The sequence below is a fragment of the Pseudacidovorax sp. 1753 genome (assembly GCF_040544975.1).
Taxonomy (GTDB): Bacteria; Pseudomonadota; Gammaproteobacteria; order Burkholderiales; family Burkholderiaceae_C; genus Xenophilus.
In genome coordinates, this window is sequence record NZ_JBEPKY010000006.1 from 106220 (window position 1) to 128591 (window position 22372).

The window sequence follows — 22372 nt, forward strand, 5'->3', positions numbered from 1 at the left end:
GATTGCGGCGGGCGCCGTTCAGGCGGCGCAGGCCGTGGCCAGGCCGAGGCGCGTGGCGGCCTCGTCCAGCAGGGCGCTGATGTCCTCGGCCCGCGCCGCGGTGCCGAACACATAGTGGTCGGGCCGCACCAGCGCGGCCACCGCCGCGTGCCGGGCGAACCAGTCGCGCACCACGCCCTCGGTCTCGGGCTGCTCGCCCAGGTTGAGGAGGCGCAGGCCGTCGAAGCCGCCCTCGGGCAGAGGCACCCCGGCGGCCATCACCAGCCGCCAGCCAGGGTCCAGCAGCGCGTCCATGCGCCGCGGCCCCTGCGCCGTGCGCAGCCAGGGTTGGGGAAACAGGCCGCCCCGGCCGCCGGCGGATCGCTCGGCCAGCAGGCCGGTCTCGAGCCCGGGCAGGATGTCCTGCCTGGGCGTATCGCGCACCTCGCCGCCGGCCTCGGCCAGCAGGCGGCGGTCGCGCTCGCGGGCGCGGTCGGTGTCGCGCTCGCAGATCACGGCGCCCACCTGCTTGATGCGGCTGGTGAGTTCGCGCACATGGGCACGGCGCTCGTGGCCATAGCTGTCCAGCAGCGCCTCGGCCGCCTCGCCCTGAACCTCGCCGCCCAGCACGGCGCCCAGCTTCCAGGCCAGGTTGGCCGCATCGCGGATGCCCTGGCACATGCCCTGGCCCAGGAAGGGTGGCTGCATGTGGGCCGCATCGCCCGCCAGGAAGACGCGGCCGCGCCGCCAGTCGGCCGCCACCAGCGCATGGAAGCGATAGCTGGCCTGTCGCCAGAGCTCGCCGTGCTCCGGGCCGATCCAGCGCGACAGCAGCCGCCAGGTGGCCTCGGGCGTGGCCATCTCCCGCGGGTCCTCGCCGGCCTTGAGCGAGATCTCCCAGCGGCGGTGGTTGCCCGGGCCCAGCACCAGGGTGCAAGGCCGATCCGGCTCGCAGTACTGCACGCTCACTGCTGGCAGGCGGGCCATGCCGGCGGCGTTGAGCAGAACGTCCACCACCAGCCACGGCTCGTCGAAATCCAGGTCCTCCAGCGGCAGGCCCAGCTGCGTGCGCACGCCGCTGCTGCCGCCGTCGCAGGCGATGGCATAGCGGGCCTGCACGGTGTGGCTGCGGCCCTCGCGCTGCAGGGTGAGCTGCACGCCTTCGGCGTCCTGCGCGATGGCGGTCATCTCCACGCCCAGCTCCACCGTCACGTTGGGCAGGCGCGCCACGCGCTCGCGCAGCGCCCGCTCCACCGGCGGCTGGGTGAACACCAGCGAGGGCGTGTAGCCCTGCGGATAGGGCGGCGGCAGCATGGTCATGCGCCGGATCAGCTGCCCGTCCACGCCGAAGTACTCCGAATTGGAGAAGGGCTCGGTGAAGGGTGCGATGGCCTCCACCACGCCCAGCTGCTGGAAGACGCGCATGATCTCGTGGTCCAGCGCGATGGCGCGGGGGATCTGGTAGACCTCCGTCAGCCGGTCGCACACATGGACCTTGAAGCCGCGCTGGCCCAGCAGCCCGGCGGCCACCTGGCCCACCGGCCCGTAGCCCACGATGGCGACGTCGTAGACAGGCGCGGCCGTCATGCCTGCGCTTCCCCGACGATGGGGTTGGAAAGCAGACCGACGCGCTCGATCTCCACCTCGTAGGTGTCGCCGGCCTTCATCCACACCGGCGGCGTGCGCGCCTGGCCCACGCCGGCGGGCGTGCCCATCACGATCACGTCGCCCGGCTCCAGCGTGAGCACCTCGGCCAGCAGGGCGATGGTCTCGGCCACGCCGAAGATCATGTCGGTGGTGTTGGCGTCCTGCATGACCTCGCCGTTGAGCCGGCCCTGGATGCGCAGGCCCGTTGCGCCGGGCGGCAGTTCGTCGGCCGTCACCAGCACCGGGCCGAAGCCGCCGGTGGCGTCGAAGTTCTTGCCGATGGTCCACTGCGGCGTGCGCTTCTGGTAGTCGCGCACGCTCATGTCGTTGAAGCAGCTGTAGCCGAAGACGTACTGCAGCGCATCGGCCTCCTTCACGTGCCGCGGCACTCGCCGCCCGATGACCACGGCCAGTTCGGCTTCGTAGTCGAAGCGAGGCGACACGCGCGGCACCACGCCGGCATCGCCATGGGCGATCAGCGAGCTGGCACCGCGGAAGAAGAACCAGGGGTAGTCGGGCTTCTCGCGCCCACCTTCCTTGGCATGGTCGAAGTAGTTGAGGCCCAGGCAGACCGTCTTGCCCGGCTCGGGCACCAGCGGGGCCAGCCGCACGCCGGCCATCGGCACGCGGGCAGCGCCGGCCTCGGCACAGGCCGCGGCCATGGCGGGCAGGTCGATGCCGGCGGTCAGCGCCGCGCGCAGGTCGTGCGGAATGCGGCCGTCGGCGTCGTGGAGGTCGATCAGCATGTCGCCGTCGACGAGGGCCAGGCGGGGTGCGCCATCGCGCAGGTAGGTGGTGAACTTCATGGAACGCCGTGCGGGAGAAGGAAGGAAGAGGAAGGAAGGAGGAGAGGTCGGCCTCGCTCAGGCCGGCGCGAACTGCACCTGCCGCTGCGCCGCCTTGAGTTCGGGGCCGGGCATGGGCGCAATGCCCCACTGGTCGATGCGGCCGGGCGGCCACTTCCAGTGCTCGGGCCCGCGCGAGACATAGCTGTCGTCCACCTGCTCCACCTCGGCCGTGTATTCGATGACCACGCCGAAGGGGTCGATGAAATAGTTGAAGAGGTTGTTGCCAGGGCCATGCCGGCCGGGGCCCCACTGGATGGGGTGGCCCGCGTCCTTCATGCGGCCACCCCCGCGCATCACCGACTCGAAGTCCGGCATCAGGAAGGCGATGTGGTTGAGCGCGTCGTTGTCGGTGATGCCGATGGCCAGGGTGTGGTGGTCCCGGTTGCAGTTCATGAAGGCCATGATCCCGGTGCGGTCCGCGAGCCGGAAGCCCATCGCCCGTTCGAAAAAGGCCTTGGTGTCGTCCACCGCATGGCTGTTGAGCACGGCATGGGTGAGGCGGATCGGCATGTCGGCCTGGGGCGGGTCGGCCTCGCGTCGCGCGTCGCCGTGCACCACCTGGAAGACGCGGCCGTGCGGGTCCTTGAACTTCATGCCGATGCCGCCGGCCGGGTCCTTGGTCAGCGCATGCGGCCCAGCGAGCAACGTGCCGCCGGCCGCCACGGCCGTCTCGCACAGGGTGTCGAGCGCCTCGCGGCTACGGGCGCGCAGCGTCACCTGCCGCACCTGGGGCGCATCGCCGCCCTGATGCAGGGCCAGCAGATAGTCGTCATCGCCGGTGCCGCGCAGGTAGAGCACGCCGTCGCCGCGGTGGGCCACGGCCAGATGCCAGGTCTGGGTGTAGAAGGCCTCGGCGCGGGCGAGGTCGGGCACGAACAGGGCCACGCTGCGCAGGCCCTCGATCCAGGGGGAACTCATCGTCTTGTCTCCTTCGCGCGGCTGCCGCGGGTTGCGGGTGGCCAGCGTCGTTGCGGTTGCGGCGGATCGTAGGAAGCGGGCCTGATCCTGTACAGACGATCTGGCCGATTCCTAAAATCGGTTTCATGGATATACGCTCGGTCGACCTCAACCTGCTGGTGCTGTTCGACACCCTCATTCAGACGCGCAGCGTCAACCGGGCCGCCGAGGCCATGGGCCTGAGCCAGTCGGCCACCAGTGGTGCGCTGGCACGGCTGCGCGGCGTGTTCGACGACGCGCTCTTCGTGCGCACCGCCGCGCAGATGGAGCCCACGCCGCGCGCCCAGCAGCTGGCCCCGGTGGTGCGACGGGTCGTGCAGACCATCCAGCAGGAGATCCTGCAATCGCCCCATTTCGAACCCGCCCAGGCGCAGCGCAGCTTCACCCTGCTCACGCCGGACATCGGCGAGGTGGCCTTTCTGCCCGGCGTGCTGCGGCGGCTGCAGCGCGAGGCGCCGGGGGTGCGCCTGCAGGCGGTCTCGCGCGCCCGCGCCGCGGCGGCCGACGCGCTGGAGAAGGGCGAGGCGGACCTTGCCATTGGCTTCTTCCCGGACCTGCAGAAGGCCGGCTACTTCCAGCAGTCGCTGTTCACCACCACGTACGAATGCATCACCAGTGCGGGCCACACGGCCCTGGGCGATCGGCCCACGCTCAAGCAGTACCTGGCGGCGCGGCATGTGGTGGTGCGGCCCGACGGCCGCGAGCACCTGCTGGAGCGCTTCCTGGACGCCAAGGGCTGGCAGCGGCAGGTGACGCTGGAGCTGTCGCACTTCATGAGCCTGCTGGCCCTGCTCCCCGGCACCGAGCTGGTGGCCACCGTGCCGCAGGACATCGCCACCGCCGTGGGCCGACACATTCCGTTGCGCACCCTGGTGCTGCCCTTCAAACCACCGCCGCTGCAGGTGCAGCAGTTCTGGCACCGGCGCATGCAGAACGACCCGGCCAACCGCTGGCTGCGCGGGCTGTTCCACGAGGTCAACCGGCGCGAGGCCGGGGCGCGACTGCCGGCCTGAGAAGGTTGGACGAGTCCGTCAGGTCCGCACGTCCTGCCGAAACGCGCCCACTCGGCGTTGGCAGGCGCCGCGGCGCCGTTCAGGTTGGAGCATGGCCGGGCGCCTATGCTGGGCGGCCTTGCACAGGCGGCCCGCCCACGCCTGCACTCTCCCTTTTCCTTTCGCATGACCCAACGATCCGCCCCCTTCTTCCTTCCACTGGCCCTGGACGCAACGGCGTCCCGTCGCCACGCCCTGCGCGCGGGCGCCGCGCTGCTCGCAGTCGCGCTGCTGCCCGGGGCCGGCGCCGCCGAGTCCGAGCTTGCCGTGGGCAGCGCCCTGCCGCCCCTCTCGGTCAACGACCAGTTCGACCGCCCCGTGGTGGTGGACGCCAGCACCCGGCTGGTGCTCTTCGCGGCCGACAAGGCGGCCGGCGATGTCGCCACCGAGGCCCTGAAGGCGCATCCGGAGGTGCTGGCCCAGCAGCGCCTGGTGTACCTGGCCGACATCAGCGGCATGCCGGCCGTCATCACCCGCATGTTCGCGCTGCCCAAGTTGCGCGACCTGCCCTTCCCCGTCGGTCTGGTGCGCGATGCCCAGGTCACGGCCGCCCTGCCGCGCAAGGCGGGAACGCTGACACTGCTCGTGCTCGACCAGGGCACGGTGCGCGGCATCGAGTTCCTGCGCGACGCCGACGCCGTGCGCACGCGGCTGGGCATGCCCGGCTGAGGCCACCCCCGCGCACCTGCCGGCCCCGCGCAAGCGCGCGGGCGCCGACGTTTGGGTTCGGCCGCCACGCCGCGCGACCGTAGGACCCGGTCGCCAGACGGCGGCTCTGACTGCCGTCCTACACGGGCGGCGCCCTCGTCCACCGGACGATCCTGCCGCAACGCAATCCGCGGAGGCTTCGCCCGTGACCCGTACCCCCGAAAAACCCCCCTTCAACGACGACCGCAAACCCGTGCGTGCCGAAGGCGGCCCACGCGAGGTGCAGGACCACAAGGACGACATCTTCTTCGCCGCCATCGAGATGACCCGCATGCCCATGCTGGTCACCGACCCGCGGCAGCCCGACAACCCCATCGTCTTCGCCAACCGCGCCTTCCTCTCGATGACCGGCTACACGCCGGAAGAGATCATGGGCACCAACTGCCGCTTCCTGCAGGGCCCGGGCACCGACCGCGCCTCGGTCGCCGTGATCCGCGAAGCCATCGAGAGCCGCACCGAGGTGCAGATCGAGCTGCTCAACTACCGCAAGGACGGCAGCACCTTCTGGAATGCGCTCTTCGTCTCGCCGGTGTTCAACCCGGCCGGCGAACTGGTGTACTTCTTCGCCTCGCAGCTGGACGTGAGCCGGCGTCGCGATGCCGAGGACGGCCTGGCCCAGGCGCAGAAGATGGAGGCGCTGGGCCAGCTCACCGGGGGTATCTCGCACGACTTCAACAACCTGCTGCAGGTGATGTCGGGCCACCTGGACCTGCTGGAGTTGCGCGGGCGCATGAACAAGCTCGACCCCGAGCATGTGCGCCGCGGCGTGGAAAACATCCGCGAGGCGGTGAGCAAGGCCTCGAAGCTCACCAGCCAGCTGCTGGCCTTCTCGCGCAAGCAGAGCCTGCGCGGGCGCGTGATCAACCTCAATGCCGTGACCAAGGACATGACCGACCTGGCGGTGCGCACGCTGGGCGAGCAGATCCACGTCGAGTTCAGACTGGAAGAGAACATCGGCAACTGCCAACTCGACCCGACGCAGCTGGAGGTGGCGCTGCTCAACGTGCTGGTCAACGCGCGCGACGCCATGCCCGAGGGCGGCACGCTCACGCTGCAGACGGCCAGCGTGGAGGTGGGCGAGGACGACGCCACGGCCTTCGCCGGCCTGCCGCCGGGCCGCTATGCCACGTTGTCGGTCACCGACACCGGCCACGGCATCGACAAGGCGCTGCTCGGCCGCGTGATGGACCCCTTCTTCACCACCAAGGAGGAAGGCAAGGGCACCGGCCTGGGCCTGTCGATGGTGTATGGCTTCGTCAAGCAGTCGGGCGGCACGGTGACGCTCTATTCCGAGCTGGGCATGGGCACCACGGTGCGCATGTACTTCCCCACCGTCGAGGCGCGGCCCACCGCCGCGGTGCGCGGCGTGCAGGCCCACTACCGCGGCGGCGACGAGCGCATCCTGCTGGTGGAAGACCGCGAAGAGGTCGGCCTGCTCGCCCGCGAGATGCTGGAAGGCTTGGGCTACACCGTGCGCATGGCCACCTCCGCGCAGGAGGCGCTCACGCTGTTCCGCAGCCTGGCGCCCTTCGAGCAGCCGGACCTGCTCTTCTCGGACGTGGTGATGCCCGGCGGCATGAACGGCTACACGCTGGCGCGCGAGATTCAGAAGCTGCGCCCCTCGGCCCGCGTGCTGCTGACCACCGGCTTCGATCGCGACCTGGGCAGCCTGGACCCGGTGGCGCCCGCGGAGTTCGAGATCATCAAGAAGCCCTACCGGCTGGTGGACCTGGCGCGCAAGGTGCGCGACGTGCTGGACGGGCCCACGGGCTCGCACACGGTGGGCGGCTGAGCGCCGCGCCTGGCGATGCCGTGCGCGCGGCCGCTCAGCGCAGGCCGGTCGTCGACGGCGTGCCGGTGTAGCGCTCGACGCGCTGGCCGGCCAGCTTCCAGCCGCTGACGGCCTCGCTGGTCTCGGAGCGTGCCACCTGGAGCCGGCCGCTGATCCAGACGGTGTCCATGGTGCCGACGGAGCGCGCAGGCGTATCCAGCCGCACATGCACGATCTGGTTGGCCGGCGGCGGCGGCGTGTGGATGCAGGCGCCGTAGTGCGGCACCAGCAGCAGCTCGCGCAGGCCCTGCGCCGTCTGCTCCAGCGGCACCACATAACCGGGCAGGCGCACCAGGGCGCCGTCCAGCGCGGCATTGGTGGGCGCCTGATCCCACACACGGCGCAGCCGCGCCAGAGCGGCCTTGGCGCGCGGGTCGTCGTCGGGCAGCTGGCGCAGGTCGACGCCGCCGGCGCTGAACTCGGCCCAGGGGTCCCAGCCCGCGGGCAGCAGGGCATCCCAGCCGATGGTGCGGTAGCCGGGCTCGCGGGCCCAGGCGGCCCAGGCGGCGCCCTGGAGCACGCCGGCAAGAAGGATTCTTCGCGACAGCATCATGGTCGGTTGCCGCCTTCTGGCGGACGGTCGGGCTGGAAGGGCGCCAGCTTCTGGAACAGCAGCGGTCCGGCGAAGCTGGGCAGGTCGTGCTCATGGTCGTCGTGCGGTGCCACGCCCTCGCGCGACTTGCGCAGCCAGTGGCGGGCCAGCCCGGCATCGCGTGGCACGCCCTCGCCGCGCTCGTAGGCACGGCCCAGGGCCCGCTGCGCGCGGACGTCGCCCGACTCGGCCGCCTTCTCCAGCCAGGCCATCGCACGGGCACCATGGCGCGGCACGCCCTCGCCCGTCAGGTAGGCGCGGTAGAGCGCGAACTGCGAATGCGCGGCGCAGGCATCGGCACTGTCGGCCGTGCGTCGCCACCAGCCCACGGCCAGCGTTGCGCTCCGTGTGGCGCCGCCCCAGCCCTGCTGGTGGAAATCGCCCAGCTGGCAGGCCGCGGCCACCGAGCCGCGGCGGGCCGCCACCGAGAACCAGCGGTATGCCGCATCCAGGTCGCGTGGCACCGGCGGCATGCCGTTGAGATGCAGGAAGGCCAGCTCGACCTGCGCCTGCAAGTGCTGGCGCTCGGCCGCCCGCTGGAGTTGCTCGCGGGCGCGCTGCGGATCATTGGCCAGGCCGGTCAGGCCGCGGTAGTGGCGCGACAGCGCATAGGCCGCGTCGGCGGAGCCCAGGCGCGATGCGTCCTCGAAGCGCGCCAGCGCCCGCTGCGGGTCGGGCGCGACGCCCTCGCCCCGCTGCAGGCGCTGGCCCTCGGCCCAGGCGGCGGCGGCCGCCCGCGCATCGCTGCGCGACGTGGCGCCGGCCGGTGCGGCCACCAGGGCGGCCGCCATCATGGCGACGGCGGCGCCCTGCCGGCAGGCCCGGCGCACGACGGGCCGCACGCTCACTGGAAGGTCTTGGTCGGATCGGCCGGCACCACGATCTCGCTGGCCGGCGTGAGCGACAGCGTCACCGTCGCGCCTTTCTGCAACGTGCCCAGGATGCGCACGGCGTCGGCCAGCGAACCCAGCCGCTGGGTGCGAAGGACTTCGGGCGGACGGATCGTGCCCTTGGCCGCATGCACCGACTCCACCGGCCCGCCCTTGTAGACGATGCTGCGGTTGAGGCCCGGGCTGAACTGGGTGTAGCCATCAGGGATGAAGCCGCGGTACGGGCCGTTGTCCAGCACCTCCAGCGACACCTGCACGTAGTAGCCGCCCGGATCGTTCACGTACTGGTCGGTGGCGGTCACGATACCGTTGGCCAGCAACGGGATGGCAGGGTTCTTGTTCTGCGGACCCACGAAGCCCTGCACGATGCGTGCGTCGTCGAGGATGCGCGCCGGCACCGACGTGAGCCCGTTCTCGCGGCCCGGCTTGAAGGGCCCCGAGGTCTCGATGCTCTTGTAGCTGCTGTTGGCGGCGTCGCTGGCCTTGTAAGAGGCCACCGAGCGACGCTTCTCCAGCTGGTTGGCGAACTCGCTGGTGATCTTCGTGCCGTTGATGGACGGCGAGTCATACACCTTCGACTGCATGGCGTCCATCATGGTCAGCTGCCGGCCCGCGTTGGCCGGGTCGCGGTTGTAGGCCTTGAGCGCCTGGTACACCTCGACGATGGGGAACTGGTTGGTGTGCTGCGGGCTGACGAAGTCGGCCGTGATGCTGTTCTGCAGGTAGCTGAAGCCATGCTGGTACGACAGGCGCAGCCAGCCGTTGGCCTCCGTCGGCGAGGTCAGCCCGTTGAAGCCGTAGCCGCCGTGGTAGCCGAAGGTGTAGAACTGGCCATCGACCGGGTTCTTCACCTTGAACAGCATGTTGGTGGTGCCCGGCGTGTGGCCCGGCGCCCAGATCACCATGATCTTCACGTTGCCGTAGTCGTACCACTTGTCGTATTCGTAGAAGTTGGTGGTGCGCGCGCGGATCACCGTCTCACTGGCCGGCAGTGCGCCGGCGATGTCGAAGGTGTTGCCCTGCAGGTCGGCCTTGACGCCCTGCACGTCCTCCTTGGAGGCCCACAGCGCCACCGGCTTGCCGGCGTTGTCCATCATGCGCAGCTGCTCGACCACGGTGCCGTAGTGGTCCGAATGGCCGTGGGTGAGCCAGATGTCGGTGACCGAGCGCGGGTCCAGGCCCAGCAGCTCGATGTTCTTCCAGTACTGGTAGCCGCTGTTGGGCCAGCCGGCGTCGACCTTGATGACCTTGTCGTCGGACTTGTCGTCGGGCGTGCCCATGTCGGCCACGAGCAGGTACGAGGCCACCTCGTTGTCGCCCACGTAGTACATGGTGTTCTTCACCATCTCGAAGGGCTCGGTGCTGCGCGCGTACGGTGCCGTGGTGGGCGTGGTGGCGTTGATGTTGACGTAGGCCTGGCCCGAGACCGGGTCGGTGCCCTTGTCCGCCAGCATGGGGCTGTTGGACGGCACGTCCCACACGGGCTTGCCATCGCTCGTCGAAGTCGGCGTGAAGTACCAGATGGCGACCACGCGGGCCTTGTCGGCGTTCTTGTAGTTCTGGTCGAAGAGCAGGTACGCCGCCTGGCGGCTGGTGGTGGCGTAGTCGTAATTGGCCGTGACGGGCAGCGCATCGAGCGTGGAGGCCGCACTCTGGCTGTAGTCGGCGGTGTTGACGTTGTAGACCTTCACGTCCGGCGCCAGCGTGTAGCTTTCCTCGTAACGCTTGATCGGCGGGTTGTAGGGGCGGCCAGCCTGGTCGGCGGTCACCACGCGGCCATCGCCCACCGTCACGCTCGTGCCGGTCTTGCCGTAGACCCAGCCCGCGGCCACCATGGGCCCGGGCTCGTCGCCCCGGCGCGAGACGGCCGCGCCATAGCGGGCCAGGTTGAACTGCGCCGCAGCCGAGCTGCCCTTGCGCAGGATCACGTTGAAGGTGTCGGCCGCCACGTCGGCCGTGACGACGCTGTCCGCCGTGCTGCCCGCCACCCAGTCCACCAGGTTGCCGGGCACCAGCTTGGCCACCAGCGCCTGCGCCGCATCGGTCGCCAGCGGTGCGGTGGTCAGCGTGACCGGGCCCGAGGCGGCCAGCACGGCCACCTTGACGACCGAGCCGCCGTTGCCACCTTCGGTGACCGGGGCCTGGTAGACCAGGCCCGCCTGGCGCGGCGGCGTCGTCTGGGTGACCGGATCGGTCTGTCCCGGCGTCGAGGGGCTGGTGGTGCCGCTGCCCCCTGTGCCGCCGGAGGCCGCCAGCAGCAGCGCCGCGGCCCCGCTGTTGTTGCCCCCGCCACCGCCACAGGCGGCAAGCATCGCGGCGGCGGCCGCGACGGTCAGGGCGAGCGACGACGTGCCGCTTCTGAGGATGGATTTCACTGTCTTCTCCGACTCGTTGTGGGTGGCTTGTTGCGGCCGTTCTTGGGCGACGGCTTCGCGGATTCGGCAAGGGCGGGCGTTGCCCGCCCACGGCTCATCGCACCATCGCGGGCCGCTTGGGATCGAAGCGCCAGCCGGGCACCAGATGCCCCATGGCGATGGCGTCGTCGCGCGCGCCCAGGCCGTGCGCGCGGTAGAGCGCATGCGCCTTGTGCACTTCGTCCATGTCCAGCTCGATGCCCAGGCCCGGGCGTGCCGGCACGGCGATCTGGCCGCCGGCGATGGTCAGCGGCTCGCGCGTCAGGCGCTGGCCGTCCTGCCAGATCCAGTGGGTGTCGATGGCCGTGATGCGCCCCGGTGCCGCGGCGGCCACATGGGTGAACATGGCCAGCGACACATCGAAGTGGTTGTTGGAATGCGAGCCCCAGGTCAGGCCCCAGTCGCGGCAGGTCTGGGCCACGCGCACGCTGCCGGCCATGGTCCAGAAATGCGGGTCGGCCAGGGGGATGTCCACCGACTGCAGCGCCAGCGCATGCACCATCTGGCGCCAGTCGGTGGCGACCATGTTGGTGGCGGTGGGCAGGCCGGTCTCGCGGCGGAACTCGGCCATCACCTCGCGGCCGCTGAAGCCGCCTTCGGCGCCGCAGGGATCTTCGGCATAGGCGACCGCGCCCTTCATGCGGTGGCCCAGGCGCACGGCGTCCTTGAGCAGCCAGGCGCCATTGGGGTCGAGCGTGATGCGCGCCTGCGGAAAGCGCTCGTGCAATGCGGTCACCGCATCGACCTCGGCATCGCCGGCGAGCACGCCGCCCTTGAGCTTGAAGTCCTCGAAGCCGTAGCGCGCATGCGCTGCCTCGGCGAGGCGCACCACCGCCTCGGGCGTGAGGGCCTCCTCGTGGCGCAGCCGCAGCCAGTCGTCCTGCGCATCGGGTTCGCCGGCATAGGGCAGGCTGCTCCGGCGGCGGTCGCCCACGTAGAACAGGTAGCCCAGCACGGGCACGTGGTCGCGCTGCTGGCCTTCGCCGAGCAGGGCCGCCACGGGAACGCCCAGATGCTGGCCCAGCAGATCGAGCAGGGCCGACTCGATGGCGGTGACCGCATGCACCGTGGTGCGCAGGTCGAAGGTCTGCAAACCACGGCCGCCGACGTCGCGGTCGCTGAAGGCCGCTTCGACCTTCTGCAGCAGCTGGCGCAGCGCACCGACGGGCTGGCCCACCAGCAGCGGCGCGGACTCCTCCAGCACCTGGCGGATGGATTCGCCGCCGGGCACCTCGCCCACGCCGGTGTGGCCGGCGCTGTCGGTCACGAGCAGCAGGTTGCGGGTGAAGAAGGGCGCGTGCGCGCCGCTCAGGTTGAGCAGCATGCTGTCGCGCCCGGCCACGGGAATGGCCTGCACCGACGCGATGCGCGGCGTGTCGACGGCCATCGCCGTCGTGACTCGATCCAGCACGGTGGCTTACTCCGCGCTGATCTTGCCGGTCTCGATGACCTTCTGCCAGCGCGCGTATTCCTTCTGCTGGAAGGCCGCGAACTGCTCGGGCGTGTTGGCCACCATCTCGAAGCCCAACGCGGCGAACGGCTCCTTGACGGATGCGTCGTTGAGCGCGGCGACGACGGCATAGTGGAACTTCTTGCGCACGTCGGCCGGCAGGCCCTTGGGTCCGACGACGGCCTGCCACGAGTAGACGTCCACGCCCTTGATGCCCGACTCTCCCAGCGTGGGCACGTCGGGCAGCAGCGTGGAGCGCTTGTCGGAGGTGATGGCCAGCGCCCTGAGCTTGCCGCCGCGGATGTACTGGATGACGGCGTTGATGTTCTGGAACGAGGCGTCCACCTGCCCGCCCAGCAGGTCGGTGATCACCGGAGCGCCGCCCTTGTAGGGCACATGCAGGCCCGAGGTGCCGGTCTGCTGCCAGAAGAGCGCGGCCGTCAGGTGGTCGCTGGAACCGGTGCCCGAGGAGCCGAAGCTCATCTTGCCGGGATTGGCCTTCTCGAAGGCCACGACATCGGCCACGGTCTTGTAGGGCGAGTTGGCGGGCACCACCAGCACGTTCGGCGCCTGCACGGCGACGGTGATGGTGTCGAAGTCCTTCAGCGCGTCGTACTGCACGCCCTTGATCAGGTGCGGCGCAATCACCAGCGGGCCGAGCGAGGTGACGAGGAAGGTGTAGCCGTCGGGCGCGGCGCGCTTGACGAAGGTGGCGCCGATGGTGCCGGTGGCCCCGGCCTTGTTGTCGACGACGACGGGCTGGCCGAGCGCGGCCGTGACCTTGGGCCCGATGGCGCGGGCGACCATGTCCGTGGAGCCGCCGGCCGGGAAGGGAACGATCAGGTTGATCGTTTTGTTGGGCCAGCCCTGGGCCAGGGCGGGCGCCGCAGCCGTGGCGGCCAGGGCAAGGCAGGCGATCAACTTTTTCATGCGAGGTCTCCGGAAGAAAGGAATGGGGAAGGTCGAGGCGCACCGCGGACAGCCTGCAGGTCCTGGGGCACCAGGCACGCAAGCGCGCAGAGCCAACCGGTAGCGCTACCAAGTGTGGCGAGATGGTAGCGCTACCGATTTCATTTGCTTCTCGGGTTTGCCCTAGTGCGGCAGCGCCTTGGCCTTGCCGCCAGACCTCAGGTCGTCTCGCGCTCGATGATGGAAAAGCCGATGTCGATCACCGGCTGCTCGACGCGGCGGCCTTCGGCCCGGTCGAGGATGAAGCGCGCCGCCTGCTCGCCGATGGCGGCGCCCTTGATGTGGACCGAGGTCAGCGCGGGATGCGAGTCCGCCGCGAATTCCTGGTCGCCGAAGCCCACCAGCGCCAGCGCCTCGGGCACCGCGATGCCCTGGCTGTGCGCCTCGGCCAGCACGCCCAGCGCCAGCAGGTCGGAGCTGCAGAAGATGCCGTCGACCGTCTCGCCCGACTGCAGCAGCTCGCGCAGCGCCAGGCGGCCGCTGCGCATGGTGGTGGGCGCCGGCACGCGGATGTGCCGCGCCTCGGGCAGTCCCAGACTGCGCACCGCCTCCGCGAAGGCCGAAGTGCGACGACTGGCGCGCTCGTCGTCGCCCGCGATGATGGCCAGCCGGCGCCGGCCCTTGGCATGCAGCAGCAGCGCCACCTGCCGGCCCGCCTCGGCATGCGAGAAGCCGACCAGCATGTCGATGGGCGTGGGTGTCAGGTCCCAGGTCTCCACCACCGGGATGCCCGCCGCGGCCAGGCGTTTGCGCCCCTGGGCCGAATGCATGATGCCGGTGAGCACGATGCCGTCAGGCCGCCGGCTGATGATGGCCTCCAGCAGCGCATCCTCGCGGCTGTGGCCGTAACCCGACTGCCCCAGCATCAGCTGGTAGTCGTGGTCGGCCAGGGTCTGGATCAGCGCCTGGATCGCGTTCTGGAACACCGGGCCCGAGATGGTGGGCACCAGCGCCGCCACCAGACGGCTGCGCGAGGAGGCCAGGCCGCCCGCGATGCGGTTGGGCACGTAGCCGGTGCTGGCCACCGCCTCCTGCACGCGCCGCAGCACATCGGCCGAGACCTGGGCGGGCGTGTTGACCGCCCGCGAGGCGGTGATGGGCGCCACGCCGGCCAGGCGGGCCACGTCATGCAGGGTCACGGCCCCGCTGCTGCGGCGGCTTCGGCGGGGCGCGTCGTCGGTCATCGCGGCATTCTAGGAAGCGGGGGCTGGACGCCCGACTGCCGGCCGCGTGCCGGGCAACGTGATGTGGGCGGCGGCGCAGCGGGCGGGCGCGACATCGTGCGCCCGCGGGTCTCGGTCAGTGGGCGAGCGCCTGCATGCGCGACAGCAGCAGCGCGCGCTGGGCCTCGTTCTGCGTCAGGTCCGCCGCCTGGCGGTAGGCCTCGCGCGCCTCGGCGATGCGGCCCAGGCGCTCCAGCACGTCGGCGCGCGCACCGTGCAGGTAGGGATAGCGCTGGAGCTGCGGTTCCCCGGCCAGGGCGTCCAGCACGGGCAGCGCGGCAACGGGGCCATCGGCAAAGCTCAGCGCGACGGCCCGGTTGAGTGCCACCACCGGCGATGGATGGCGCGCCAGCAGCCGGTCGTAGCCGGCCACGATGGCGTGCCAGTCGGTGTCCTCGGCGCGTGCCGCGCGCGCGTGGCACGCGGCAATGGCGGCCTGCAATGTGTAGGGGCCATCGGGGTCGAGCCGCTGGGCCCGCGCCAGCGCGCCGAGCCCCCGCTGGATCAGCAGGCGGTCCCAGCGCCGGCGGTCCTGGTCCGGCAGCAGCACGGGGCGGCCCTGGGCATCGAGCCGGGCCGGCAGGCGGCTGGCCTGGATCTCCAGCAATGCCGCCAGGCCATGCACCTCGGCCTCGTCGGGCAGCAGATGCTGCAGTTGCCGCGCAAGGCGCAGCGCTTCGTCGCACAACGCCGGTCGCAGCAGGCTCGCGCCGCTGCCCGCGCTGTGGCCTTCGTTGAAGATGAGATAGACCACCGCCAGCACGGCCCCCAGTCGCTGCGTCCGCTCGCCCGCATCGGGCAGCTCGTAGGGCTGGCCCTTGAGCGCCTTCTTGGCGCGCACGATGCGCTGGGCCACCGTGGCCTCGGGCAGCAGGAAGGCGCGCGCGATCTCGTGCGTCTCCAGTCCGCCCAGCAGGCGCAGCGTGAGCGCCACCTGCGACTCGCGCGGCAGCACCGGATGGCAGGCGATGAAGATCAGCCGCAGCTGCTCGTCGCCGATCGCGGCCTGGTCGCGCGCGGCATCGAGCTGATCGGCGAAGTCGGGCACCACCTGCGCGCCCAGGGCTTCGTCGTCGGCGGCAAGCTGCGCATGCTCGCGCTCGAGCATGGCGCGTCGGCGCAGGCGGTCCAGCGCCTTGTTGCGTGTGGCGGTCATCAGCCAGGCTGCCGGGTTGGCGGGTGCGCCATCGCACGGCCAGGCATCGAGGGCGGCCAGCAGCGCGTCCTGCGCGCAGTCGTCGGCCTCGTCCAGGTCGCGCAGCAGCCTGGCCGCCGCGCCCACCAGGCGGCCGCGCTCGATGCGCCAGACGGCGGCAGCGGTGTCGGCATGGTGCGGCGGCATCGGCGGCGCGTCAGGCAACCTCTCAGGCGCCGTCGTAGGCCCGCTGCAAGGCTGCGACGTCGATCTTCTGCATGCCCCAGACCGCCTGGAACACGCGCTGCACGCGCGCTGCGTCGGGGTCGTTGACCATGCGGAACCAGGCCTGGGGAATGACCTGCCACGACAGGCCCCAGGCATCGCGCACCCAGCCGCAGGCGAGCGCCGTACCGCCGCCCGCGGGCAGCGCTTCCCAGAGATGGTCGATCTCCGCCTGGTCCTCGCAGGCCACGGTGAGCGAGAAGGCCTCGCTCAGCTTGAAGTGCGGCCCGCCGTTGAAGGCCGTCATCTGCAGGCCCAGCAGCTCGACGTGCTGCAGCATGACGGTGCCGGCCGGCCCCGGCGCGTTCTCGCCCCAGTGCTGCGTGTGCAGCACGCGGCCGCTGTCGGGGCCAAAGACGCGCAGGTAGTGGGCCACCGCGTCCTCGGCGCCCTGCTGGTACCAGATGAAGGGCGTGAGCTTGTTCAGCATCTCCATGGCGATCTCCTTGCTCAGGGCGCGGGCGGCATGCCGCTCATGAAGGCCAGCTCCCAGATGTGGCCATCCAGGTCCTCGAAGCCATGGCCGTACATGAAGCCATGGTCCTGCGGCGGACGCGGCACCGCGGCGCCGGCGGCGCGGGCCTTGGCCACGAGTTCGTCCACCTCTTCGCGGCTCTCGCACGACAGGCACACCAGCACCTCGGTCGCGGCCTTCGCGTCCACCAACGGCTTGGCGGTGAAGCCACGGGCGAAGTCCTCGGTCAGCAACATGGCGAAGAGGTTCTCGCCCAGCACCAGGCAGGCGCCGTGTTCGTTGGTGAACTGCGGGTTGAAGCGGTAGCCCAGCGCTTCGAAGAAGGCCTTGCTGGCCGGCAGGCTCTTGCAGGGCAGGTTGATGAAGATCTGCTTGTGCATGCGGATTCCTTTCAGGGGGTGGACGACGATTCGGCCAGGGCCTTGAGCCGCTGCAGGGCCTTCGGCCACATGCCGTCTAGCATGGCCGCGTGTTCGTCGCTCCAGCCTTCCAGCCGCACCTGCAGGCGGGTGCCGCCATCGGAAAGCGGGGCGAGGGTGTAGCGCTCGTGCATCGGCGCAGCGTCGGGCAGGGGCGGCGTCATCGGCTGGCCATCGCGCAACTCGCCCAGGATGCGCAGGCTCAGATGGGCGGGCGGCCGGCGCTGCTCGACGACGGCCTCCATGCCGTTGCAGTCGGGATCGAGGAAGCGCATGCGACTGCCTTCGGACCAGTCGCCCTCGCAGTGCGCCCCTTCGCAGAAGGCGCTGGCCCAGTCGCGAAAGGCGACGGGGTCGAACAGGCAGGCCCAGACCCGCTCGGGCGTGGCGCCGATGTCGATGGTGTGTTGCTGGTCGCTCATGCCCTGGCCTCCGCGATCTGCTTCAGGTTCTGCAGGCCGTCCTCGAAGTCGCGGCCCACCATGCGGTCCATGTCGATGAACAGGCCCATGACACGACCGATCAGGTTGGCCGGGCCATGCATGCGCCAGTGCACGGTCGTGCCACCGCCAGGGGCGGGCTCCAGCGCGAACTCGGCCTGGTTGTGGGCCTCGAAGGGCTTCAGAAAGTCCAGCTGCAGTTGCACCGCCCGGCCGGGCTGCTGGCCGGTGAGGGTCATGCTGCCGGTGCCGACCTTGCTGCTTTCCCAGCCGTAGCGCGAGCCGACGCCCGTCGGCGGGCCGCTGTAGTGGCTGCGCATCTGCGGATCCTTGCGGGCATAGGGATTCCAGCGGTTGAAGCCTTGCAGCTCGCTCACCAGCGGCCAGAGCCGCTCGGGACTGGCCTCGATCCGCAGCTGGCGCTCGACCGAGAACGTGGCGGGACGGGTGGCGGCATAGGCCAGCACGGCCAGGACCAGGACGGCCAGGCCGATCAGCACGAAGACGAGGATTCTCATGGGGGTGCTTCGCATGACGGGCCGCGGTCAGCGGACGATCTCCATGTCGCCGCCGGGCCCGAAGTCGGCCTCCTCGTACAGGCGCCGCACCTCGATCTCGCAGGTGATGCCGATGAAGGGTGCCGGGAATCGGCTGGCCCAGGCGCGAGCCTCCTCTTCGGAGCGCACCTGGATCAGCGTGTAGCCGGCGATCACCTCCTTGGTCTCGGCGAAGGGGCCGTCGATGACCTCGCGGCGGCCATCGGGGTGGTAGCGCTGACGCCAGCCCTCGCGGCTGGGGCGCAGGCCGGCGCCGTCGAGCAGCACGCCCGCGCGGGCCATCTCCTCGTGGAAGGCGCCCATGTCCTCGAAGAGCTTGGCGAACTCGGGGCCGGGCTTGTCGCCGCGCTCACTTGTGTCCGTCGCGCGGACCTGGATCATGAATCGCATGGCAGGCTTTCTCCTGGTGGGGCGGCAGCGCCTTTCGCTGCCTTCATGCCTACGACGATCCGGCACGCGCGGAATCGACAGGCCTCGGGAAACTACCTAGCCCGCCAGGCCCGGTGACCGACTTACGCGTAACAGGGGCCTACGCCGCGGATCTCCACCGTGGCCCATTCCGCGGCGGGGCAGCGGCCGGCCCAGTGCAGGGCCACGGCCTCGTCCTCGGTGTCCAGCAGGAAGAAACCGCCCACCATCTCCTTGGCCTCCGCGAAGGGGCCGTCCAGCACCTGCACATCGTCCGCGCGCCGGGTGAGGCGCCGCGCGGCGGTGCCCAGCGACTCGCGGGCGATCAGCAGGCCGGCCTCCTTCAGTTCGGCGCCGAAGTCCAGCATGCGCTGGTACGCCGCCTCCCCCTCGGGACGGCTGCGCCCGGCGCGCTGGCCCAGCGGTTCGACGATCAGGAGCATGTGCGGCATGGCGACCTCGCAGGAATGGACGATGGCCGCCATTCTGAAGCGCTTCGGTCCCTGGTCAGAGCGATGTACCCGGACTGGGTGACTGCATGCCGTGCGGGTTCTCGGCATTGACGCTGGTCAAGACGCCCCACACCATGCACCGCTGCCTATGACTGCCTGCGTTCTGCCATGAGCCCCTACCAGAAGATCCTGATCGAGGGCCGCCCCGGACCTCTGCAGTTTTCCGACGCGATGCACCGGCTGTTCGCGGTGGATCTCGCAGTGGAGCAACCCGACAGAGCGCAATTCAGCAGCCAGATCACGGCCTATTGCGGCCGCAAGCTGCGATTCGCCGCGCTGCGCTTCTCACCCCACCTGACGCGCTCTCAGCAGTTCAGGCGACCCACGCGCTGGCTGGTGACCCTGCAGCGGGAGGGCACGGCGCATGTGTCGCAGGATGGCCGCTCCTCGACGGTGTCGGCGGGAGACCTGTTTCTCGTGGACCCCTCCCGGCCTTTTTCGATCCGGACCGACCACATCTTCACGCACTCGATCTACCTCGAGCCCGACGCGCTGCGCCGGGTGCTGCCCGAGGCCGACACGATGACGGCCACCGCCGTGCCCTGCCGCGAGGGCGCCGCCGGACTGTTCGCCAACTTCGTCGACCAGCTCTTCGCCTGTGCGGCCAGCCTGGACGAGCACCAGGCAGACCAGTTGGCCCACGCGTTGCCGCACACGCTGAGCGCCGCGCTGGCCACCACCGCCCGCCAGATCGACGGCGCGCCGTCGCGCATCCGGGCGATCCACCGGCAGCGGGTCATGGACTTTCTGCGCGACAACCTGCGCAACAGCGCCCTGGACGCGGGGACCATCGCCGAATCGGTCGGCCTGTCGACGCGCTACGTGTATGAGCTCTTCGAGGACAGTGGCGAGCCCCTGATGAAGCGGGTGTGGTCGCATCGGCTGGAGCTTTGCCGTGCCGACCTGGCGTCGCCCGCCCTGCGGGCGCGGTCCATCGGCGAGATCGCCTACTACTGGGGCTTCAACGACGTGGCCCATTTCAGCCGGGCCTTCAAGCTGCGCCACGGCGTGTCGCCGCGCGAATTCCGGCGGCAGGCGCACGCCGCGGCCGCCCTGCCGGCCGCCTGAACGCTGGACCGCCCGCCGGGCGGCGCACCCATCATTTCGGCGCGCCGACCGGCTGGCCGAACACGTTGATGCGGTAGGGCCGCAGACGGTGCACGATCAGCATGGAGGCCGCCAGTGCCGCCGCAAAGGCCAGCATGCCGGGCCGGTAGCTGCCCCAGCGCTGCAGGCTCAACGAAAGAAAGCCGGCGCCCAGCGCCGCACCGCACTGGAACACCGCGAAGATCGCACCGAAAGCCCGGCCGAACACCACCAGGCCGAAGTAGCGGCGCAGGACATAGGCCAGGATGTCGAACTCGGCGCCCATGATGAAGCCGATCAGCACCACGGCCACCACCAGCACGGCACCACTGGCCTGGACGGAGAGGATCAACGACGCCACCAGGGCGCCGGCCACGAAGACGTTGAGCAGGCGGCTGGCGAACATCCGGTCGAGCAGCGCGCCGGTCACCAGGCGGGCCACCAGCGACGACAGGCCATACACCGACATCAGGCCGACCGCAGCCTTCGACGTGAGCCCCGCTTCGATCAGCAGCGGCACCAGGTTCGCGACCATGCCCGTGCCGGTGAAGCCGATCAGGAAGAAGCTGCCCACCAGCAGACGGAAGTCCTGGTCGCGCCAGAGCTCGCGCATCGCCGATGCGCTGCGCACCCCCGGCTGGGAAAGGACGGCCGCTCGCTGCGAAGCACGCTCATGGAATCCGAGGTAGAGCACAGGGAAGGTCGTCGCCACGCAGGCGGCCAGGGCCATGAAGGCGGATCGCCAGCCCCAGCCCTCGATCACATAGGCCGCGATGGGCGAGACCAGCACGGCGCCCACCGGAATGCCGGCATTGGCGATGCCGATGGCCAGGCCCATGCGGCGGTCGAACCATCCGCTGACCACCTTCAGGTACGCCGCCGGCCACAGGCCGACGGCCGCCAGCGCCATCAGGCCCCAGGCGAGATGAAAGATCAGCAGGTCAGCGGGCAGGGACGACATGGCGAGCAGCGAGGCCGCAAAGGCCACCACGGAGCCCAGCACGACGCGACGCGCGCCATAGCGGTCGATCAGATACCCCTGCAGCGGCGCGATCGCCACGATCGACAGCGCGATCACGCTGACGGCCGACGACACCTGGCCCAGCGTCCAGCCGAAGCCGCGCGCCACCGGCCCCGCAAGCACGCCGAAGCCGGTCACCAGGATGGCGCTGGGACCGAATATCAGCCCGTACATGGCTGCGACGGCGACCATCCAACTCTTGCGGCTTTCGTTGGAGGACGTCGCCGGGACGGCGAATCCGGAGGCGGCGCCACCCGGAAGGGGGGCGTCCTGCGTGAGGACGGATGCGGCTTTCATAGGTCTCCTTTTTGGTGCCGCCCACGATGGCGGCCTTGTCAGCGTTTGCGGTCGCCGCGGAACGCGGCCTGTCATGCACGACGTTCTGGGGATTCCCTGTCACGCTGGATCCGAGCGTCGAGCAGCCGCCGGGCCCGCACCGCGGCGGCGTCGGTCGCCATCAGCACCGGCCGCAGCGACCAGAAATCGGCATCGCCCATGCGGCTCTGCTGGGCTTCGAGCATCGGCATGTCCTCGGTGGCGAAGGGCTGCAGCAGGCCCTCGACATGGGCCTCGGCGCGGGCCTGTCCATCGTCGCCATCGGCACGGCTGAACGCGGAGGCGAACCAGTAGTGCGTGGTGGTGCGCGTCTCGGGCGTGAAGATGTGCGGTATGGCGATGGTCCGACCACGGTCGCGTCCTTCCCCGGCCGCCGACATGCTCACCAGCAACAGCAGGCTGGAAGCCGCGTCCCATCGCACATCCAGCCAGCGATCGGCCGGCTCACCCGGGACCAGGCCAAAGTTGCGGGCCAGGAAGGGCGAAGGAATCTCGGCGGGAATCTCGCGGCGGCACCACACCGTCTCGCCGTCGAGCACCACCTCGGTCCGGGCCTGGGACACGGCGGCCGTCCCCAGTGTGGACGGGTGCAGGTACTGGATGTGGCTCAGGTCCAGGATGTTGTCGGTTTCCAGGACGTAGTTGGCCTTGACGTGCAGGTAGCGCCGCGCCACCCAGGCCGTCGCCGGGTCGGCCCGGCCGTAGTCGGGGATGCTGTCGGGGTCGGCCGCGTCCGGATCGCCGAACCAGGCCCAGACGATGCCGTGGCGCTCGACCAGGGGATAGCGGCGAACGTGCGCGTTGCGCGGGATGGTGCCGGTGCCGTGGGGGTTGTGCACGCACCGGCCCTCGCTGTCGAACTCCAGGCCGTGGTACTTGCACTGGATGGTGCCGGCCGCGGTGCAGTTGCCCAGATGCAATGGCGCGAAGCGATGGGGGCAGCGGTCGTGCAGCGCGTGTGCCCTTCCCTGCTCGTCGCGGAACAGGACAAGGTCCTGGTCGAGCAGCTTGCGATGACGCAGCTCGCCAACGGTGAGCTCGTCGCTCCAGGCGGCCATGTACCAGACCGAGGTGGCGTAATTCGACGCTGCCTCCTTCGTGGGTCCGCCTCCGAAGAGGCCTGGACGGTGCTCTGCGG

At 70.5% G+C, this 22372-nt stretch carries 22 protein-coding genes; 4 read left to right on the forward strand and 18 right to left on the reverse strand.

The features are described 5' to 3' along the window. Window positions 1-18: 18 nt before the first annotated feature. The 3 genes from ABIC63_RS09005 to ABIC63_RS09015 are packed head-to-tail and all read right to left on the reverse strand — an operon-like array spanning window position 19 to window position 3392. On the reverse strand, window positions 19-1566 hold the full coding sequence (locus ABIC63_RS09005) for a bifunctional 3-(3-hydroxy-phenyl)propionate/3-hydroxycinnamic acid hydroxylase (protein WP_354319499.1): 1548 nt from the start codon (window positions 1564-1566) through the stop codon (window positions 19-21). Beyond that, window positions 1563-2432, reverse strand: coding sequence for a fumarylacetoacetate hydrolase family protein (locus ABIC63_RS09010; protein ID WP_294375455.1), 870 nt, complete (start codon window positions 2430-2432; stop codon window positions 1563-1565). Before ABIC63_RS09010 ends, ABIC63_RS09005 begins: the two co-directional genes overlap by 4 nt. Before the next feature lie 57 nt (window positions 2433-2489). After that, complete coding sequence (locus tag ABIC63_RS09015; protein ID WP_354319500.1) at window positions 2490-3392, reverse strand: VOC family protein; 903 nt, start codon at window positions 3390-3392, stop codon at window positions 2490-2492. Window positions 3393-3517: 125 nt separating this feature from the next. Between ABIC63_RS09015 and ABIC63_RS09020 the strand changes: the two genes are divergently transcribed. The 3 genes from ABIC63_RS09020 to ABIC63_RS09030 all read left to right on the forward strand — a co-directional run bounded on the left by ABIC63_RS09020 (window position 3518) and on the right by ABIC63_RS09030 (window position 6983). Further along, window positions 3518-4444, forward strand: coding sequence for a LysR family transcriptional regulator (locus ABIC63_RS09020; protein ID WP_354319501.1), 927 nt, complete (start codon window positions 3518-3520; stop codon window positions 4442-4444). A 165-nt stretch (window positions 4445-4609) separates the two neighbouring features. Beyond that, window positions 4610-5152: a hypothetical protein gene (locus ABIC63_RS09025; protein ID WP_354319502.1), complete on the forward strand. Its 543-nt coding sequence runs from the start codon at window positions 4610-4612 to the stop codon at window positions 5150-5152. A gap of 184 nt (window positions 5153-5336) precedes the next feature. Then, window positions 5337-6983, forward strand: coding sequence for a histidine kinase famiy protein (locus ABIC63_RS09030; RefSeq protein WP_354319503.1), 1647 nt, complete (start codon window positions 5337-5339; stop codon window positions 6981-6983). 34 nt (window positions 6984-7017) lie between these two features. On the opposite strand, the gene ABIC63_RS09035 is transcribed toward ABIC63_RS09030, so the two are convergent. The 13 genes from ABIC63_RS09035 to ABIC63_RS09095 all read right to left on the reverse strand — a co-directional run bounded on the left by ABIC63_RS09035 (window position 7018) and on the right by ABIC63_RS09095 (window position 18731). Then, entirely contained in the window at window positions 7018-7572 is a 555-nt protein-coding gene (locus ABIC63_RS09035; protein WP_354319504.1) for a DUF3299 domain-containing protein, read from the reverse strand. After that, window positions 7572-8462, reverse strand: a complete 891-nt coding sequence (locus ABIC63_RS09040) for a tetratricopeptide repeat protein (protein ID WP_294375441.1) — start codon at window positions 8460-8462, stop codon at window positions 7572-7574. The genes ABIC63_RS09035 and ABIC63_RS09040 overlap by 1 nt, the downstream gene beginning before the upstream one ends. Next, window positions 8459-10879 (reverse strand): MBL fold metallo-hydrolase, encoded by a 2421-nt coding sequence (locus ABIC63_RS09045; RefSeq protein WP_354319505.1) that lies wholly within the window; start codon window positions 10877-10879, stop codon window positions 8459-8461. Before ABIC63_RS09045 ends, ABIC63_RS09040 begins: the two co-directional genes overlap by 4 nt. A gap of 94 nt (window positions 10880-10973) precedes the next feature. Beyond that, a complete protein-coding gene (gene gudD / locus ABIC63_RS09050) occupies window positions 10974-12305 on the reverse strand; it encodes a glucarate dehydratase (protein WP_354319603.1) in 1332 nt (443 codons plus the stop codon). A 30-nt stretch (window positions 12306-12335) separates the two neighbouring features. Next, window positions 12336-13298: a Bug family tripartite tricarboxylate transporter substrate binding protein gene (locus tag ABIC63_RS09055; protein ID WP_354319506.1), complete on the reverse strand. Its 963-nt coding sequence runs from the start codon at window positions 13296-13298 to the stop codon at window positions 12336-12338. A gap of 197 nt (window positions 13299-13495) precedes the next feature. Beyond that, a complete protein-coding gene (locus tag ABIC63_RS09060) occupies window positions 13496-14521 on the reverse strand; it encodes a LacI family DNA-binding transcriptional regulator (RefSeq protein WP_354319507.1) in 1026 nt (341 codons plus the stop codon). A 115-nt stretch (window positions 14522-14636) separates the two neighbouring features. Continuing rightward, window positions 14637-15902 carry an RNA polymerase sigma factor gene (locus ABIC63_RS09065; protein ID WP_354319508.1) on the reverse strand — a complete coding sequence of 422 codons (1266 nt, stop codon included), beginning with the start codon at window positions 15900-15902 and terminating at the stop codon, window positions 14637-14639. 22 nt (window positions 15903-15924) lie between these two features. Continuing rightward, entirely contained in the window at window positions 15925-16416 is a 492-nt protein-coding gene (locus tag ABIC63_RS09070; RefSeq protein WP_354319509.1) for a VOC family protein, read from the reverse strand. Window positions 16417-16430: 14 nt separating this feature from the next. Continuing rightward, window positions 16431-16835 (reverse strand): VOC family protein, encoded by a 405-nt coding sequence (locus ABIC63_RS09075; protein ID WP_354319510.1) that lies wholly within the window; start codon window positions 16833-16835, stop codon window positions 16431-16433. An 11-nt stretch (window positions 16836-16846) separates the two neighbouring features. After that, entirely contained in the window at window positions 16847-17296 is a 450-nt protein-coding gene (locus ABIC63_RS09080; RefSeq protein ID WP_354319511.1) for an SRPBCC family protein, read from the reverse strand. Then, on the reverse strand, window positions 17293-17832 hold the full coding sequence (locus tag ABIC63_RS09085; protein WP_354319512.1) for an SRPBCC family protein: 540 nt from the start codon (window positions 17830-17832) through the stop codon (window positions 17293-17295). The genes ABIC63_RS09080 and ABIC63_RS09085 overlap by 4 nt, the downstream gene beginning before the upstream one ends. Before the next feature lie 27 nt (window positions 17833-17859). After that, window positions 17860-18261, reverse strand: coding sequence for a YciI family protein (locus ABIC63_RS09090; RefSeq protein WP_354319513.1), 402 nt, complete (start codon window positions 18259-18261; stop codon window positions 17860-17862). Window positions 18262-18383: 122 nt separating this feature from the next. Continuing rightward, window positions 18384-18731, reverse strand: coding sequence for a YciI family protein (locus ABIC63_RS09095; RefSeq protein ID WP_294375408.1), 348 nt, complete (start codon window positions 18729-18731; stop codon window positions 18384-18386). A 168-nt stretch (window positions 18732-18899) separates the two neighbouring features. On the opposite strand from ABIC63_RS09095, the gene ABIC63_RS09100 reads away from it, so the two are divergent. Continuing rightward, window positions 18900-19859, forward strand: a complete 960-nt coding sequence (locus ABIC63_RS09100; RefSeq protein WP_354319514.1) for a helix-turn-helix domain-containing protein — start codon at window positions 18900-18902, stop codon at window positions 19857-19859. Window positions 19860-19890: 31 nt separating this feature from the next. Here the strand turns inward: ABIC63_RS09100 and ABIC63_RS09105 are convergent, their stop codons facing one another. Then, window positions 19891-21195 carry an MFS transporter gene (locus ABIC63_RS09105; protein WP_354319515.1) on the reverse strand — a complete coding sequence of 435 codons (1305 nt, stop codon included), beginning with the start codon at window positions 21193-21195 and terminating at the stop codon, window positions 19891-19893. A 71-nt stretch (window positions 21196-21266) separates the two neighbouring features. Beyond that, entirely contained in the window at window positions 21267-22292 is a 1026-nt protein-coding gene (locus ABIC63_RS09110; protein WP_354319516.1) for a Rieske 2Fe-2S domain-containing protein, read from the reverse strand. Window positions 22293-22372 lie beyond the last annotated feature (80 nt).